This window comes from Streptomyces sp. NPDC031365, from assembly GCF_055569765.1.
In genome coordinates, this window is sequence record NZ_JBVIIM010000019.1 from 130,309 (window position 1) to 145,040 (window position 14,732).

At 69.9% G+C, this 14,732-nt stretch carries 11 protein-coding genes; 2 read left to right on the top strand and 9 right to left on the bottom strand.

Annotated features, from left to right (window positions below; translation table 11 throughout):
• The first annotated feature begins 21 nt into the window (after positions 1 to 21).
• Positions 22 to 678, top strand: a complete 657-nt coding sequence (locus ACZ5C2_RS25770) for an ANTAR domain-containing response regulator (RefSeq protein WP_468795377.1) — start codon at positions 22 to 24, stop codon at positions 676 to 678.
• 81 nt (positions 679 to 759) lie between these two features.
• On the opposite strand, the gene ACZ5C2_RS25775 is transcribed toward ACZ5C2_RS25770, so the two are convergent.
• The 9 genes from ACZ5C2_RS25775 to ACZ5C2_RS25815 form a co-directional block, all read right to left on the bottom strand.
• Positions 760 to 1,476 (bottom strand): ABC transporter ATP-binding protein, encoded by a 717-nt coding sequence (locus ACZ5C2_RS25775; protein WP_468795380.1) that lies wholly within the window; start codon positions 1,474 to 1,476, stop codon positions 760 to 762.
• On the bottom strand, positions 1,473 to 2,405 hold the full coding sequence (locus ACZ5C2_RS25780; protein WP_468795383.1) for an ABC transporter ATP-binding protein: 933 nt from the start codon (positions 2,403 to 2,405) through the stop codon (positions 1,473 to 1,475). Before ACZ5C2_RS25780 ends, ACZ5C2_RS25775 begins: the two co-directional genes overlap by 4 nt.
• Before the next feature lie 5 nt (positions 2,406 to 2,410).
• The gene (locus ACZ5C2_RS25785) at positions 2,411 to 4,237 is read right to left on the bottom strand and encodes a branched-chain amino acid ABC transporter permease (protein WP_468795386.1); all 1,827 of its coding nucleotides are present in this window, start codon (positions 4,235 to 4,237) and stop codon (positions 2,411 to 2,413) included.
• A 5-nt stretch (positions 4,238 to 4,242) separates the two neighbouring features.
• Positions 4,243 to 5,175, bottom strand: coding sequence for a branched-chain amino acid ABC transporter permease (locus ACZ5C2_RS25790; RefSeq protein ID WP_468795389.1), 933 nt, complete (start codon positions 5,173 to 5,175; stop codon positions 4,243 to 4,245).
• A 115-nt stretch (positions 5,176 to 5,290) separates the two neighbouring features.
• Complete coding sequence (locus tag ACZ5C2_RS25795; RefSeq protein ID WP_468795392.1) at positions 5,291 to 6,523, bottom strand: branched-chain amino acid ABC transporter substrate-binding protein; 1,233 nt, start codon at positions 6,521 to 6,523, stop codon at positions 5,291 to 5,293.
• Positions 6,524 to 6,810: 287 nt separating this feature from the next.
• The gene (locus ACZ5C2_RS25800) at positions 6,811 to 7,413 is read right to left on the bottom strand and encodes a Tat pathway signal sequence domain protein (protein WP_468795395.1); all 603 of its coding nucleotides are present in this window, start codon (positions 7,411 to 7,413) and stop codon (positions 6,811 to 6,813) included.
• On the bottom strand, positions 7,410 to 7,850 hold the full coding sequence (locus tag ACZ5C2_RS25805) for a hypothetical protein (RefSeq protein WP_468795398.1): 441 nt from the start codon (positions 7,848 to 7,850) through the stop codon (positions 7,410 to 7,412). The genes ACZ5C2_RS25800 and ACZ5C2_RS25805 overlap by 4 nt, the downstream gene beginning before the upstream one ends.
• A gap of 409 nt (positions 7,851 to 8,259) precedes the next feature.
• Positions 8,260 to 8,742: a PaaI family thioesterase gene (locus ACZ5C2_RS25810; protein ID WP_468795401.1), complete on the bottom strand. Its 483-nt coding sequence runs from the start codon at positions 8,740 to 8,742 to the stop codon at positions 8,260 to 8,262.
• Between the two features lie 52 nt (positions 8,743 to 8,794).
• Positions 8,795 to 11,074, bottom strand: coding sequence for an FdhF/YdeP family oxidoreductase (locus ACZ5C2_RS25815; RefSeq protein ID WP_468795404.1), 2,280 nt, complete (start codon positions 11,072 to 11,074; stop codon positions 8,795 to 8,797).
• 674 nt (positions 11,075 to 11,748) lie between these two features.
• Here ACZ5C2_RS25815 and polA point away from each other — a divergent pair.
• Positions 11,749 to 14,475, top strand: coding sequence for a DNA polymerase I (polA, locus tag ACZ5C2_RS25820; protein ID WP_468795407.1), 2,727 nt, complete (start codon positions 11,749 to 11,751; stop codon positions 14,473 to 14,475).
• Positions 14,476 to 14,732 lie beyond the last annotated feature (257 nt).

Sequence of the window (14,732 nt, forward strand, 5' to 3'; positions counted from 1 at the left end):
GCCCCGCACCAAGGAGCCCACGTGAGCGCCCCCGAGTCGCCCCAGCCTGTAGACGCGCCCGATGACGACAAGTCGCACGTGCCTCCGATGACGACGCGTGTCGTGATCGCCGAGGACGAGGCCCTGATCCGGCTCGATCTCAAAGAGATGCTGGAGGAGGAGGGGTACACCGTCGTCGGTGAGGCCGGTGACGGTGAGCGGGCCGTCGAGCTGGCGCGCGAGCACCGGCCCGATCTGGTGATCCTCGATGTGAAGATGCCGAAGCTGGACGGTATCTCCGCGGCGGAGAAGATCGCCGAGGAGAGCATCGCCCCGGTGCTGATGCTGACCGCCTTCTCGCAGCGCGACCTGGTGGAGCGGGCGCGGGACGCGGGGGCCATGGCGTACCTGGTGAAGCCGTTCAGCAAGAGTGATGTGGTGCCGGCGATCGAGATGGCGGTGTCGCGGTTCACGGAGCTGAAGGAGCTGGAGCGGGAGGTCGCGGACCTGAGTCTGCGGCTGGAGACGCGCAAGCTGGTGGACCGGGCGAAGTCGGTGCTGCAGACGCAGTACGGGCTGACGGAGCCGGCGGCGTTCCGGTGGATCCAGAAGACGTCGATGGACCGGCGGATGTCGATGCAGCAGGTGGCGCAGGCGGTCATCGACGACGCCGAGGAGAAGAAGGCGTCGAAGGGCTAGCAGGCCGTTCGGGTACGACAGAGGCCCGCGCCCCGTCAGGGGGAGCGGGCCTCTTCGCGTGCCTGCGTCGCCTGCCTCGCCTCAGTCCTCGCCGAGGTAGGCCTTGCGGACCGAATCGTCGTGGAGGAGGTCCTGACCGGTGCCGGAGAGGACGATGTTGCCGACCTCCATGACGTGACCGTGGTCCGCCAGGGAGAGGGCGGCCTGGGCGTTCTGCTCGACGAGCAGGATGGTGGTGCCCTGGGCCTTCAGCTCGGCGATGGTCGTCATGATCTTCTGCATCATGATCGGTGAGAGACCCATGGAGGGTTCGTCGAGCATGAGCAGCTTGGGCTGGGACATCAGCGCCCTGCCCATGGCGAGCATCTGCTGCTCACCGCCGGAGAGGGTTCCGGCGGCCTGCTTGCGGCGTTCCCCGAGGATGGGGAAGAGGTCGTAGGCGCGCTGGATGTCCTTGTCGATACCCGCCCTGTCGCTGCGCAGGAAGGCACCGAGGCGGAGGTTGTCCTCGATGGTCATGCGCGGGAAGATGTGCCGCCCCTCGGGGGAGTGGGCGAGCCCGAGGGAGACGATCTTGTGGGCGGGGATCTTCTTGAGCGACTTGCCCTCGAACTTGATCTGGCCGCCGACGGGCCTGAGGAGCCCGGACAGCGTGCGCAGGGTGGTGGTCTTGCCGGCGCCGTTGGTGCCGATGAGGGTGACCACTTCGCCCGCGTCGACGCTGAACGAGATGCCCTTGACGGCCTGGATCTTGCCGTAGGCGACTTTGAGGTCCTCGACCTCGAGGAGTGCGGTCATCGGTCGTTCTCCTTGCCGGGCGCGGCGTCCGTGGCGTCCGTGGCGGACTCGGCTGCTGCCTGAGCCGCGGCTTCGGCGGCCTCGACCTCGGCGGCCTCGGCGGCGCCGGGGTCGTTCTCCATGGGTTCACCGATGTAGGCGGCGATGACGCGCTCGTCGCCCTGCACGGTGGCCGGGTCGCCCTCGATGAGCTTCTCGCCCTGGACGAGGACGGCGACGCGGTCGCAGAGGTTGAAGATGAACCGCATGTCGTGCTCGATCACGAGGACGGCGGTGCCCTGGTCGCGGATGGCGAAGATGAGCTCCTCGGCCGCCCGGGTCTCCTGGGGGTTCATGCCGGCGGTCGGCTCGTCCAGGAGCAGCAGCCCCGGTTCGCTGGCGAGGGCGCGGGCGATCTCCAGCTTGCGCTGCTCGCCGTAGGGGAGGTTGCGCGCGAGATGGTCCGCCTTCTCGGCGAGGCCGACGAACTCCAGGAGTTCCATGGCGCGTGCCCGGGAGGTCGCCTCGGCCCGGTGGAATCCGGGGCCGCGCAGGACGGCCGACCAGAAGCCCTCCTTGGTCCGGGTGTGGCGGCCGACGAGGACGTTCTCCAGGACGGTCATGTTGGCGAACAGCCGGATGTTCTGGAAGGTCCGGGCGATGCCGGCGGCGGTCACCTTGAAGGACTTGGGCGGCAGGACCTTGCCCTTGTAGCGGACCTCGCCCTCGGTGGGGATGTAGAGGCCGGTGAGGCAGTTGAAGAAGGTGGTCTTGCCGGCGCCGTTGGGGCCGATGAGGCCGACGATCTCGCCGCTGTTGACGGTGAGGTCGACGTCGCGGACGGCGGTGAGGCCGCCGAAGCGCATCGTGACGCCGCGTGCGTCGAGGACGGTGGTGCCGGGGGCGGGTGCGCCCGGGGCGGTGTCCTTGGTGATGATGTCGGTGGTCATGGTGGTCAGGCCCCTGTCTTGCTCAGGACTGTGGGCGCGTCGGCCTCTTCGTGGAACTCCAGTTGGCGGCGCCGGTTGGGGATGAGGCCCTCGGGACGGAAGCGCATCAGCAGGACGAGTGCGAGACCGAAGGCGAGGAGTTGGTAGTCGCCCAGGAACTGGAGCTTGTTGGGGATCAGGAAGAGCAGCGCGGCCCCGATGAGGGGTCCGGCGATCGTGCCCATGCCGCCCAGCACGACCGCGGCGAGCAGGAAGGCGGAGTTGGGCGGGGTGGTGCCGGCGAACAGGTACTGCTCGGGTGTCACGGTGTAGGTGACGTGTGCCTGGACGGTTCCGGCGAGTCCGGCGAGGGTGGCGCCGACGGCGAAGGCGATGAGCTTGACCCGGAAGCCGTTGATGCCCATGGCGAGGGCTGCGGTCTCGTCCTCGCGGATGGCGACCCAGGCCCGCCCGATGCGGGAGTCGCCGCTGCGCCGGAAGACGAGGACGACGACGGCCGTGATGAGCAGCATCAGGAAGAAATAGTTGGCGAACCGGCCGATGGTGAAGCCGGCGATGTCGTGCTGGATCCCGAGGTCGAAGCCGAGGATCTTCAGGTCCGGGATGGACGCGATGCCGTTGGATCCGTTGGTGATGTCGGGACCGGAGGTGCCGTCGGTGTTGTTGGCCGCGATCCGGAAGATCTCACCGAAGCCGAGGGTGACGATGGCGAGGTAGTCGCCGCGCAGCCGAAGGGTCGGGGCGCCGATGAGGACACCGAAGACGAGGGAGGCGAGGGCCCCGACGAGTACGGCGGCCCAGAAGGGGAAGTGAACGCCGAAGGGCGAGCTGGGGGAGCCGGAGACGAGCGCGGCCGCGTAGGCGCCGACGCCGAGGAAGGCGACGTATCCGAGGTCGAGCAGGCCGGCGAGTCCGACGACGATGTTCAGACCCAGGGCGACGGTGGCGAAGATGAGGATGTAGACGCCGAGGGTGGCGTACTGGTCGTCGGTCTGGGTGAAGGGGAAGCAGGCCGCCGCGATGAAGGCGCCGCAGACGGTGATGTTCGTGTGGCGCGCGGTGATCTGCGAGGCGTGGCTGATCAGACCGGAGCGGTTCAGCGCGCTGAATCCGAAGCCGGCCGTGATCAGGAAGCCCACGAAGAGCTCGTCGTACTCGGTGCCGATGCCGTAGGTGAAGACGACCAGGGCGAGTGCCAGGACGGCGACGATGATCAGGATCTCGACGTAGGACGGCAGGGCGCGCACGGGGCGCGGGCTGCCGGAAGCGAACGCCGCCCGGAGGGTGGCCCAGCGCTGGCCGGTCTCGTGCTTGAACCGCTCCCAGCCGGTGTCGTCCGGGTCGAAGGGGTCGGGTTCGGGCCGCTCGAAGGGGAGGGCCAGGGCGCCGAGGAGGGCTGCCAGCGTGGCGGCGGCGACGACGTAGCCGCCGGGCTCGAGGTTGACGAGGCCGCCGAGCTTGAAGCTGATCGCGAGGATGGTGTACCAGGCGGTGGCGAAGGTGCCGAGCGTGGCGTACTTGACGGCCGCGTCGGCGCCGGCCGGGGTGAGCCAGCGCAGTCCCTTGACGCCGTAGGAGGCGACGGCGAACAGCGTGGCGAGTACGCCGCCCACGAGGACGAGGACCTGGAGTCCGCCCGGGTAGCCGTAGTAGGTGAGGTCGCCGGGGAACTCGTCGGTCCAGGTCCACGCGAGGAAGGTGGAGACGACAGCGAGGGCGCTGCCGCCGGTGGCCAGGGCACGGCCGATGTGCGGAGGGATGCCGATGAGGCCGGTGGGGGTCTTCGCGGCGGGGGCGGCCGCGGGGGTCGAAGCGGTGGTCTGTGTGGTCATCGGTGTCACGCCCTGTCCGCAACGCGCTCGCCGAGCAGGCCCTGCGGCCTGAAGAGGAGCACGAGGATGAGGAGAATGAAGGCCCAGACGTCGGCCCAGGACTGGCTGCCGAACTGGCCCAGGCCCGGAATGTCGGAGATGTAGGCGGTGGCCAGGGTCTCGGCGACGCCGAGGACCACACCGCCGATCATGGCGCCGTAGATGTTGCCGATGCCGCCGAGGACCGCCGCGGTGAAGGCCTTGAGGCCGAGGATGAAGCCCATCTTGAAGTCGATCTGGCCGTACTTGAGGCCGTTCGCGACGCCGCCGATGGCGGCGAAGATGGCACCGAGGGCGAAGGCGACCACGATGATGCGGTCGGTGTTGACGCCCATGAGCTTGGCGGTGTCCGGGTCCTGGGCGGTGGCCTGCATACCGCGTCCGGTGCGGGTGCGCATCACGAAGTAGGCGAGGAAGGCCATGCTGACCGGGGCGGCGGCGAGCAGGAAGATGTCACCCGTCTGGATGGTGGCGCCGCCGATGGTGAAGGGGCCGCCCTCGATCTGGGGGAAGGCGAGCTTGGACTTCGCGTTGGGGTAGAAGGCCCAGACGGCCTGCTGGAGCGCGAGGGAGAGTCCGATGGCGGTGATGAGCGGGGCGAGGCGGGGGGCGCCGCGCAGCGGGCGGTAGGCGAACCGTTCCGCCCCGACGGCGACCAGGACGGAGACGACCATGGCGCCGAGCAGCATCAGGGGGAGGGAGACCCAGATGGAGGTGCCGTCGGGCAGGAGGTACATGTGTACCGTGAGCGCGCCGAAGGCGCCGACCATGAAGATCTCGCCGTGGGCGAAGTTGATGAGCTGGACAATGCCGTAGACCATCGTGTAGCCGATGGCGATCAGCCCGTACATGGATCCCAGTAGCAGGCCGTTGACCAGCTGCTGCGGCAGTTCGTTCACCGCATGTCCTCCGAGACGTTCGGAATAGTTCGACGGATGGGGCCGGATGCGAGTCCGCGCGGGGCGCCAGTGGAACAGCGCCCCGCGCGGCTCGTGGGAGTGGTGCGGGCGGTGATCAGCCGGTGAAGGTGCCCGACTTCACCGTGGCCCAGTCGCCGTCCTTGACGGAGTACACGGTGAGCTGCTTGTTGGTGGCGTCACCGAACTCGTCGAAGGCGACCTTTCCGGTCACTCCGTCGAAGGACACGTTCTGCATGGCGTCGACGACCTTGGCGCGGGCGTCGTCGGGGAGCTTGCCGTCGTTGTCCTCGACGACCTTCTTGACGGCCTCGATGATCGCCCAGGCGGAGTCGTAGGAGTAGCCGCCGTACGCCTCGAAGGCCTCCTTGTACTTGGCGGCCTTGTAGTTGGCGACGAACTCCTTGGCGGAGGGGAGCTCCTCGACGGGCGCGCCGACGGAGGTGGCGAGGTCACCGGTGCCCGCGGCGCCGGCCAGCTTGATGAAGTCGGCGCTGTAGATGCCGTCACCGCCGACCAGCGGGATCTTGGCGCCGGCTTCCTTGATCTGCTTGCTCAGCGGACCGGCCTGCGGGTATTCGCCGCCGTAGTAGACGACGTCGGCGCCGGAGTTCTTGACCTTGGTGGCGACAGCGTTGAAGTCCTTGCTGTCGGGGTTGATGTGCTCGGTGCCGACGACCTTGCCGCCGAGCTTCTTGAACTCGTCGGTGAAGGTGGCGGCGAGGCCGGCGCCGTAGGTCTTCTTGTCGTCGATGACGAAGACCTTCTTCTTCTTGGCGTCGTTGAAGACGTACTGCGCGGCGAACGGGCCCTGGATGGCGTCCGTGGTCGCGGTGCGGAAGTACGACTTGTACGGCCGGACCTTCTCCTTCTGCCAGTTCACGCCCTGGGTGAGGGCGGGGTTGGTGTTGGCCGGCGAGACCTCGACGAGCTTGGCCGTGTCGAAGACCTTCTGCATGGCCTCGCCGACGGACGAGTTCAGCGGGCCGACGACGCCGAGGACGTCGTCGTTGGCGACGAGCTTGGTGGCGTTCTGCTGGCCGACGGAAGCCTGGCCCTGGTCGTCGAGGGCTTCGATCTTGAAGGTGATGCCCTCGACGTACTTCTCCTTGTTGGCGGTCTTCGCCGCGAGGTCCACGGAGTTCTTGATACCGAGGCCGAGCGCGGAGAGGTCGCCGGTCAGCGGCGCGTCGACGCCGATGACCACGGTGGTGCCACCGTTGCCGGAGTCCGAGCTGCCGCCGTCGTCGTCGCGTGAGCCGCAGGCGGTGAGGGTGAGTGCTCCCGCCGCCAGGGCGGCGGTGATGGCGATGAGCGAACGTTGACGCACGATCCAGTCCTTTCCCCTGACAGCCGCTTCCCGGTGGAAACGGCCGAGTCGAGCGCTGGGCCGAAGTGACAATCAGGCGGCGCGGTGACTGGCGGTGACTCTAAGGCGGGTGGGGAATGTGGAGGAGACTCTGGCCAAGGCTGTGACGCTCTTGTTATGACACGACGTATTGCAGAGCGGTACTGAGTGGGGGGAAGAGCAGAGTTATCGCCGTTTTGCCCTGTCCGGATGCTGAGAAAGCGCAGGACCCGGAGGGGGTGGTTCAGGCGTGTCAGCGGTTTTGGTGATTACCTCGCATCGTTGCTGCAGGCTACTTGCAGGGCGCGGGAGAGGTCCTGTGCGTACCGGGGTCCGAGGATGAAGCTGTGCGCCTCCATTGCGCGCGTATTACGCAGAGTTACATCCAGGAAAGGCAGCCCGGCATTCCGTGGCACTTTTCCGCATTCCGTGACGTGCATGGTGAGGGTGATCCTGCGGGGGGATCCTGCGTTTGTCCGGAAAGGAGTGCGCGGGCTGGAGGTCACGGACAGGCCTGCATAGGGCTGGGATATCCGCACGACGGTGACCGGAGGGCCGGATTCCGTGGTCACCTCCACATCGAAAGTGAAGCCCCGCGGGGCGGTGTTGGGGTCCATGGCCTGCGGATTCAGGTAGGCGACCTCGGTCACCTGGCTCGGGTACGGCGTGGCCGGCGGCGGCTCAGGACGGGGCCGGGTGACGTAGAGGTAGCCGCTGCCGGTGAGCACGGCGGTGGCGAGGAGCCCGCCGAGCACGGCCCTGCGGTGCCGCTCGAAGTGCCGTGCGAAGGCCGCGCGTTGAGGGTGGGACCCGGGGGGTACGTCCAGGAGATGCGTGCCCTCTCCCGGCTCGATGGGGCCGACCCCGCTCATTGCCAGGGCCCGGTGCCGGGGCCGCCGGCGCGATACCACGCGACGCACCCTTCGCGTGCCTCACGGTCGATCAACTGACCGATCCCGGCCGTCCCCTGCCGCTTGGCGGCCCGCGCGGAATCGACCACCTCGCGCAGGATGTCGTACTGGCCGCCGGACAGCCCCATCGACTGGTAGTCGCCGTAGGTACGGCCGTCGAGCACCTTGCGCGACCAATAGCCGACGATCTTCGTGCACAGGTCCGCGTCGGACGTCACCCGGGGTGACGGGGAGGAGGCGCGAACGCCGCCCGCTCCGGCCGACGGGGCTTCCCGCGCGTGGCCGGAATCCGTCGGACCGCACCCGGCCGCCGTCAAGCCCGCCAGCAGCGCGGCCACGAACGGCACACCGAACGCCCCCGCCCTCGCCCCCGCCCGAGACGTGCCTCCCCGTCGCATGCCCCGAACGCTAAGGCGCCCGGGTGCCGGTGGCAATGGCGGGGCGAGGAGGGGGGTGGGGTGGCAGCGGCGCGGGTGCCTGGTCTGCACGAGCCGTGCGGTGCGGATGGGCGTCGACCGGGAGACGGGGCGAGCGTCGTGTGCGGCACGGGACGGGCGGGCGGCGTGGGACGCGAGCCCGCGTGCGTGGTGGCGCGGGGAGGCTTCGCGGGAGGGGCGGGCCCGTGAGGCGGTGGGGACGCGACCGGGCACGGACGGACGGGTGGCCCGGGGCGGGTGAGCGTGTTCGCGGGGTGGGAGGGCCCGTGGTGCGGGGCAGGCGAACGCGTGGTGCGGGGCGATAGGACACATGGTGCGGGGCAGTGAACGCGTGGGGCGGGGCGTCCGCGGCCCCGCCCCACCGCGGTGGTCAGCCCGTCGCCCGCTCCGCCTCGCCGGGCCCGGCGTCCCGCAGCAGGCAGGTCAGCCGCGCGGTGCACACCCGCTTGTCCGCCTCATCGGTGATGACGATCTCGTACGTCGCCGTGGACCGACCCCGGTGCACGGGTGTGGCGACTCCGGTGACCAGGCCGGAGCGGGCGCCGCGGTGGTGCGTGCAGTTGAGGTCGACACCGACCGCGATCTTGGAGCTACCGCCGTGCAGCATCGACCCCACCGACCCCAGCGTCTCCGCCAGGACGGCGGACGCGCCGCCGTGCAGCAGTCCGTACGGCTGGGTGTTGCCCTCCACCGGCATCGTCCCGACGACCCGCTCCGCCGAGGCTTCCAGTATCTGCACGCCCATGCGCGTGCCCAGGTGGCCCGCGGAGAACAGCGACGGCAGGTCGACGCCGAGCGCTGCGTACTCGTCGATGACCTCCTGCGGGAACTTGACCTGCTGCTGCTCGCCCATGGGCCCGGCTCCATTCGTCCTGCGTCGGTACGGCTGTCTGCTGAGCAAACGCTCAGTCGGTCGGCGATTGTTCCAGACGCACCACGACGGACTTGCTGGCCGGGGTGTTACTGGTGTCCGCGGTGGCGTCCAGTGGCACCAGGACATTGGTCTCCGGGTAGTACGCCGCCGCGCAGCCCCGCGCCGTCGGGTAGTGCACGACACGGAAACCGGGTGCCCTGCGCTCCACGCCGTCCCTCCACTCGCTCACCAGATCGACGTAACCGCCGTCCACGAGCCGCAGCTCCCGCGCGTCCTCCGGATTGACCAGCACCACACGGCGGCCGTTCCTGATACCGCGGTAGCGGTCGTCCAGACCGTAGATCGTGGTGTTGTACTGGTCGTGCGAGCGCAGCGTCTGCAACAGCAGCCGGCCCTCAGGCAGCTCGGGATACTCCACCGGCGCGGCGGTGAAGTTGGCCTTGCCGGTCGCGGTCGGGAAGCGGCGCTCGTCGCGCGGGGCGTGGGGAAGCGCGAAGCCCCCGGGGCGCGCCACGCGCGCGTTGAAGTCCTCGAAGCCGGGGATCACCCGCGCGATGCGGTCGCGGATCATCGCGTAGTCCTTCTCGAACTCCTCCCACGGCACGGTGCTGTCCTCACCGAGGACACGGCGGGCCAGCCGGCACACGATGGCCGGCTCGGACAGCAGTTGTCCGCTCGCAGGCTCCAGACGGCCGCGCGAGGCGTGCACCATGCCCATGGAGTCCTCGACCGTCACGAACTGCTCGCCCGCGCCCTGCACGTCGCGCTCGGTGCGGCCCAGCGTCGGCAGGATCAGTGCACGCGCGCCCGTGACGGTGTGCGAGCGGTTCAGCTTGGTCGACACGTGCACCGTCAGCCGGGCGCGGCGCATCGCGGCCTCGGTGACCTCCGTGTCCGGAGAGGCGGAGACGAAGTTTCCGCCCATGGCGAAGAAGACCTTCGCCTTCCCGTCGCGCAGCGCGCGGATGGCCCGCACGACGTCGTAGCCGTGCTCCCGCGGCGGCGCGAATCCGAACTCCTTCTCCAGGGCGTCCAGGAACGCCGGCGCGGGCCGTTCGAAGATGCCCATGGTGCGGTCGCCCTGCACGTTGGAGTGACCGCGCACCGGGCACACGCCCGCACCCGGCCGGCCGATGTTGCCGCGCAGCAGGAGGAAGTTGACGATCTCGCGGATCATCGGCACGGAGTGCTTGTGCTGGGTCAGGCCCATCGCCCAGCAGACGATGACACGCTCGGACTCGAGGACCATGCGCAGACACTCCTCGATGTCCCCGCGTGTGAGACCGGTCGCGGTCAGCGTCTCGTCCCAGTCGGCGGCGCGCGCGGCCTTGGCGAACTCCTCGTAGCCGTGCGTGTGTTCGCGTACGAACTCCTCGTCCACCGCGTCCGGCGTGTCGAGGATCAGCCGGTTGAGGAGGCGGAAGAGGGCCTGGTCGCCGCCGAGGCGGATCTGCAGGAACAGGTCGGTCAGGGCGGCGCCGGTGGCGAGCCCCCTGGCGGTCTGCGGGTTCTTGAAGCGCTCCAGGCCCGCCTCGGGCAGCGGGTTGACGCTGACGATCCGCGCGCCGTTCGCCTTGGCCTTCTCCAGGGCGGACAGCATGCGCGGATGGTTGGTGCCGGGGTTCTGCCCGGCGACGATGATCAGATCGGCCCGGTAGAGGTCCTCCAGCAGGACGCTGCCCTTGCCGACGCCGATCGTCTCCGACAGGGCCGAGCCGGACGACTCGTGGCACATGTTGGAACAGTCCGGCAGGTTGTTGGTGCCGAGCTCGCGGGCGAACAACTGGTAGAGGAAGGCGGCCTCGTTGCTGGTGCGTCCCGAGGTGTAGAAGACGGCCTCGTCGGGGGTGCCGAGGGCGGTGATCTCCTCGGCGACGATGTCGAAGGCACGCTCCCAGGTGACCGGTTCGTAGTGGTCGGCGCCCTCGGGGAGGTACATGGGGTGGGTCAGCCGGCCCTGCTGCCCCAGCCAGTAGCCGCTGCGGCCGGCCAGGTCGGCGACGGAGTGCGCGGCGAAGAACTCCGGGGTGACCCGGCGCAGGGTGGCCTCCTCGGCCACGGCCTTCGCGCCGTTCTCACAGAACTCCGCCTTGTGCCGGTGCTCCGGCTCCGGCCAGGCGCAGCCGGGGCAGTCGAAGCCGTCCTTCTGGTTGACGCTGAGCAGCGTCAGCGCCGTGCGCTTCACACCCATCTGCTGGTGGGCCATCCGCAGCGTGTGACCGATCGCGGGGAGCCCGGCGGCCACCCGCTTCGGCTCGGCGACCTGCGGCGCGTCCTGGACCGGATCACCCTTGGGCGGTTTCGTGGCCATCGCGCACTCCTGTTCACGCACGTGTGAGGTATATCTCCGATCCTGCCACGTGGCGCCGACGACGACCGGGGCCGGCAAGACGGAGAACCCGAGCAGAGCCTGCGACGCCGACATGCACACCGGCTGACGGGTTCAGTGCGTGAGCGGTGCGTTCCGCACGCCGGCTGACGGGTCCCGCAGGTGAGCGGTGCGTTCCGCACTGCGAGGGTGCGTCTCCCGTACTGCGGTGCGCGTGGCACTCCCAGCCCGCCCGGCGTCCTCCCTCAGCCGCCCGACCGGCATCTCCTGCAAGCCGACCGGCACCTTCCCTGAGCCGATCCGCTGCCGCCTCCTCCAAACCGGTCTGGTGTCTCGCCCGAATCGGCCCGGCCCGCCCGGCCCGCCCGAATCGGCCCGGCCCGCCCGGCCCGCCCGAATCGGCCCGGCCCGCCAAGCCCGCCCGACGCCTCCCTTCCTCCTCCCGGCCGCCCGGCATCTTCTCCCGTCCGGTTCGGCGTCCCTCCGGCCCGGAGTGGGGTCTCCTCCAAGCCCGTCCGGCGTTTGAGGACGAGGCCGGGAGGCCGACGAGGGGACGGGAACGGGAAGGGGCGGAGGGGGCGAAACCGCACTGGCCGATCCACCCCACCGCACGCGGCCGGGACCGACTGTCAGTGGCACGTGGCAGGATCGAGGGCGTGGCAGAGACAGCATCGAAGAAGACCGACCAGCCCCCCGGTGGGACCCGCCCCCGCCTGATGCTCATGGACGGGCACTCACTCGCGTACCGCGCGTTCTTCGCGCTGCCCGCGGAAAACTTCACCACCGCGACGGGCCAGCCGACAAACGCGATCTACGGCTTCGCGTCGATGCTGGCCAACACGCTCCGTGACGAGGCCCCCACCCACTTCGCCGTCGCCTTCGACGTCTCCCGGAAGACATGGCGCTCGGAGGAGTTCACCGAGTACAAGGCGAACCGCTCCAAGACCCCGGACGAGTTCAAGGGCCAGGTCGAGCTGATCGGCGAACTGCTCGACGCGATGCACGCGCAGCGCTTCGCCGTCGACGGTTTCGAGGCGGACGACGTCATCGCCACCCTCGCCACCCAGGCCGAGGCCGAGGGCTTCGAGGTGCTGATCGTCACCGGTGACCGAGACTCCTTCCAGCTGGTCTCGGAGCACACCACGGTGCTGTATCCGACGAAGGGCGTCTCCGAGCTGACCCGGTTCACCCCGGAGAAGGTCTTCGAGAAGTACGGCCTGACCCCGGCCCAGTACCCCGATTTCGCCGCACTGCGCGGCGACCCGTCCGACAACCTGCCCGGCATCCCCGGCGTCGGCGAGAAGACGGCCGCGAAGTGGATCAACCAGTTCGGCTCCTTCGCCGAGCTGGTCGAGCGCGTCGACGAGGTCAAGGGCAAGGCCGGGCAGAACCTGCGCGACCACCTGGAGTCCGTCAAGCTCAACCGCAGGCTCACCGAGCTGGAGCGCCGGGTCGAGCTGCCCAGGGCCGTCCTCGACCTGGAGCGGACCGCCTACGACCGCAAGGGCGTGGCGATGATCCTGGACACCCTGGAGATCAGGAACCCGTCGCTGCGCGAGCGCCTGTTCGCCGTCGACCCGGGCGCGGAGGAGGCCGAGACCACTCCGGTCGTCGCGGAGGGCGTGGAGCTGGACGGCACGGTGCTGGGCACCGGCGAGCTGACCGGCTGGCTCGCGGAGCACGGCACCGGCCCCCTCGGGGTCGCCACGGTCGGCACCTGGGCGCTCGGCACCGGCTCGGTCGCCGAGATCGCGCTGGCCGCGGCCGCCGGACCGGCCGCCTGGTTCGACCCTTCCGAGCTGGACGAGACCGACGAGCAGGCGTTCACCACCTGGCTGGCCGACGTGGAGCGCCCCAAGGTGTTCCACAACGCCAAGGGCGCGATGCGCGTCTTCGCCGAGCACGGCTGGCTCATCGAGGGCGTCACCATGGACACCGCCCTCGCCGCGTACCTGGTGAAGCCGGGCCGCCGCTCCTTCGATCTGGACGCGCTGTCCCTGGAGTACCTGCACCGCGAACTGGCGCCCGCCGCCGCGCCCGACGGACAGCTGGCCTTCGGCGCGGACGAGAGCGCGGAGGCCGAGGCGCTCATGGTGCAGGCCCGCGCCATCCTCGACCTGGGCGAGGTCTTCGAGGGCCGCCTGGAGGAGGTGGGCGCGGCGGATCTGCTCCGCGACATGGAGCTGCCCACGTCCGCGCTGCTGGCCCGCATGGAGCGGCACGGCATCGCGGCCGACCGGGAGCACCTCCAGGCCATGGAGCAGATGTTCGCGGGTGCCGTACAGCAGGCGGTGAAGGAGGCCCACGCGGCGGCGGGGCACGAGTTCAACCTGGGCTCGCCCAAGCAGCTCCAGGAGGTCCTCTTCGGTGAGCTGGCGCTGCCGAAGACGAAGAAGACGAAGACCGGCTACACCACGGACGCCGACGCGCTGGCCTGGCTGGCGGGCCAGACCGACAACGAGCTGCCGGTGATCATGCTTCGCCACCGTGAGCAGGCGAAACTGCGCGTCACCGTCGAGGGCCTGATCAAGACGATCGCCGCGGACGGCCGTATCCACACCACGTTCAACCAGACGGTCGCCGCGACGGGCCGTCTGTCCTCCACGGACCCCAACCTCCAGAACATCCCGGTCCGCACGGACGAGGGCCGCGCGATCCGTCGCGGCTTCGTCGTCGGTGAGGGCTTCGAGTCCCTCCTGACCGCCGACTACAGCCAGATCGAACTGCGCGTGATGGCCCATCTCTCCGAGGACGCCGGCCTGACCGAGGCGTTCACCTCGGGCGAGGACCTGCACACCACGGCGGCCGCGCAGGTGTTCTCGGTGGAGCAGTCCGCGGTCGACGCGGAGATGCGCCGCAAGATCAAGGCGATGTCGTACGGCCTGGCGTACGGGCTGTCGGCCTTCGGCCTCTCCCAGCAGCTGAACATCGAGGCGGCCGAGGCGCGTGCGCTGATGGACGCGTACTTCGAGCGGTTCGGCGGCGTACGGGACTATCTGCGTCGGGTGGTCGACGAGGCGAGGGCGACCGGTTACACGGCGACGCTCTTCGGCCGCCGCCGCTACCTGCCCGACCTCAACAGCGACAACCGCCAGCGCCGCGAGGCGGCCGAGCGCATGGCGCTCAACGCACCGATCCAGGGCACGGCGGCGGACATCGTCAAGATCGCCATGCTGAACGTGGACCGCGCACTGCGCGAGGCGGACCTGCGCTCCCGCATGCTCCTCCAGGTCCACGACGAAATCGTCCTGGAACTGGCCCCCGGCGAACGCGCGACGGTGGAGGACCTGGTCCGCCAGCACATGGCCACCGCCGTCCAGCTCCGAGTCCCGCTCGGCGTCTCGGTGGGCGTGGGCCCGGACTGGGAGTCGGCGGCGCACTAGCTGTTCTGTCCACGGAGAAGCCGCGAGCCCTCTGCCGGACACCGGACCCGTCACGTACGAGAGTGTGGTCCGGCGGTGCCCCGACCGGCTTCCTCGGAGACGCGGCCCCACCGCAGTCCGGGGAGGCCCGGGGCCCCGGCGGCTCGCCGTACGGGTGTTGCGCGGCGGGGCGCCGGGACGGCGGGTACGGGCGGCGGTGCGGTGCGGCGGGCCCTCGCCGGCCGTACCCCCCCGGGGGCCACCGTGCCGCCACCGGG

Excerpts from the sequence above, each read along its gene's own strand:
- ACZ5C2_RS25805 (WP_468795398.1), bottom strand. The coding sequence starts at position 7,850 with ATGCGACGGGGAGGCACGTCTCGGGCGGGGGCGAGGGCGGGGGCGTTC.
- ACZ5C2_RS25810 (WP_468795401.1), bottom strand. The coding sequence starts at position 8,742 with ATGGGCGAGCAGCAGCAGGTCAAGTTCCCGCAGGAGGTCATCGACGAG.
- ACZ5C2_RS25815 (WP_468795404.1), bottom strand. The coding sequence starts at position 11,074 with ATGGCCACGAAACCGCCCAAGGGTGATCCGGTCCAGGACGCGCCGCAG.
- ACZ5C2_RS25800 (WP_468795395.1), bottom strand. The coding sequence starts at position 7,413 with ATGAGCGGGGTCGGCCCCATCGAGCCGGGAGAGGGCACGCATCTCCTG.
- ACZ5C2_RS25785 (WP_468795386.1), bottom strand. The coding sequence starts at position 4,237 with ATGACCACACAGACCACCGCTTCGACCCCCGCGGCCGCCCCCGCCGCG.
- ACZ5C2_RS25775 (WP_468795380.1), bottom strand. The coding sequence starts at position 1,476 with ATGACCGCACTCCTCGAGGTCGAGGACCTCAAAGTCGCCTACGGCAAG.
- ACZ5C2_RS25780 (WP_468795383.1), bottom strand. The coding sequence starts at position 2,405 with ATGACCACCGACATCATCACCAAGGACACCGCCCCGGGCGCACCCGCC.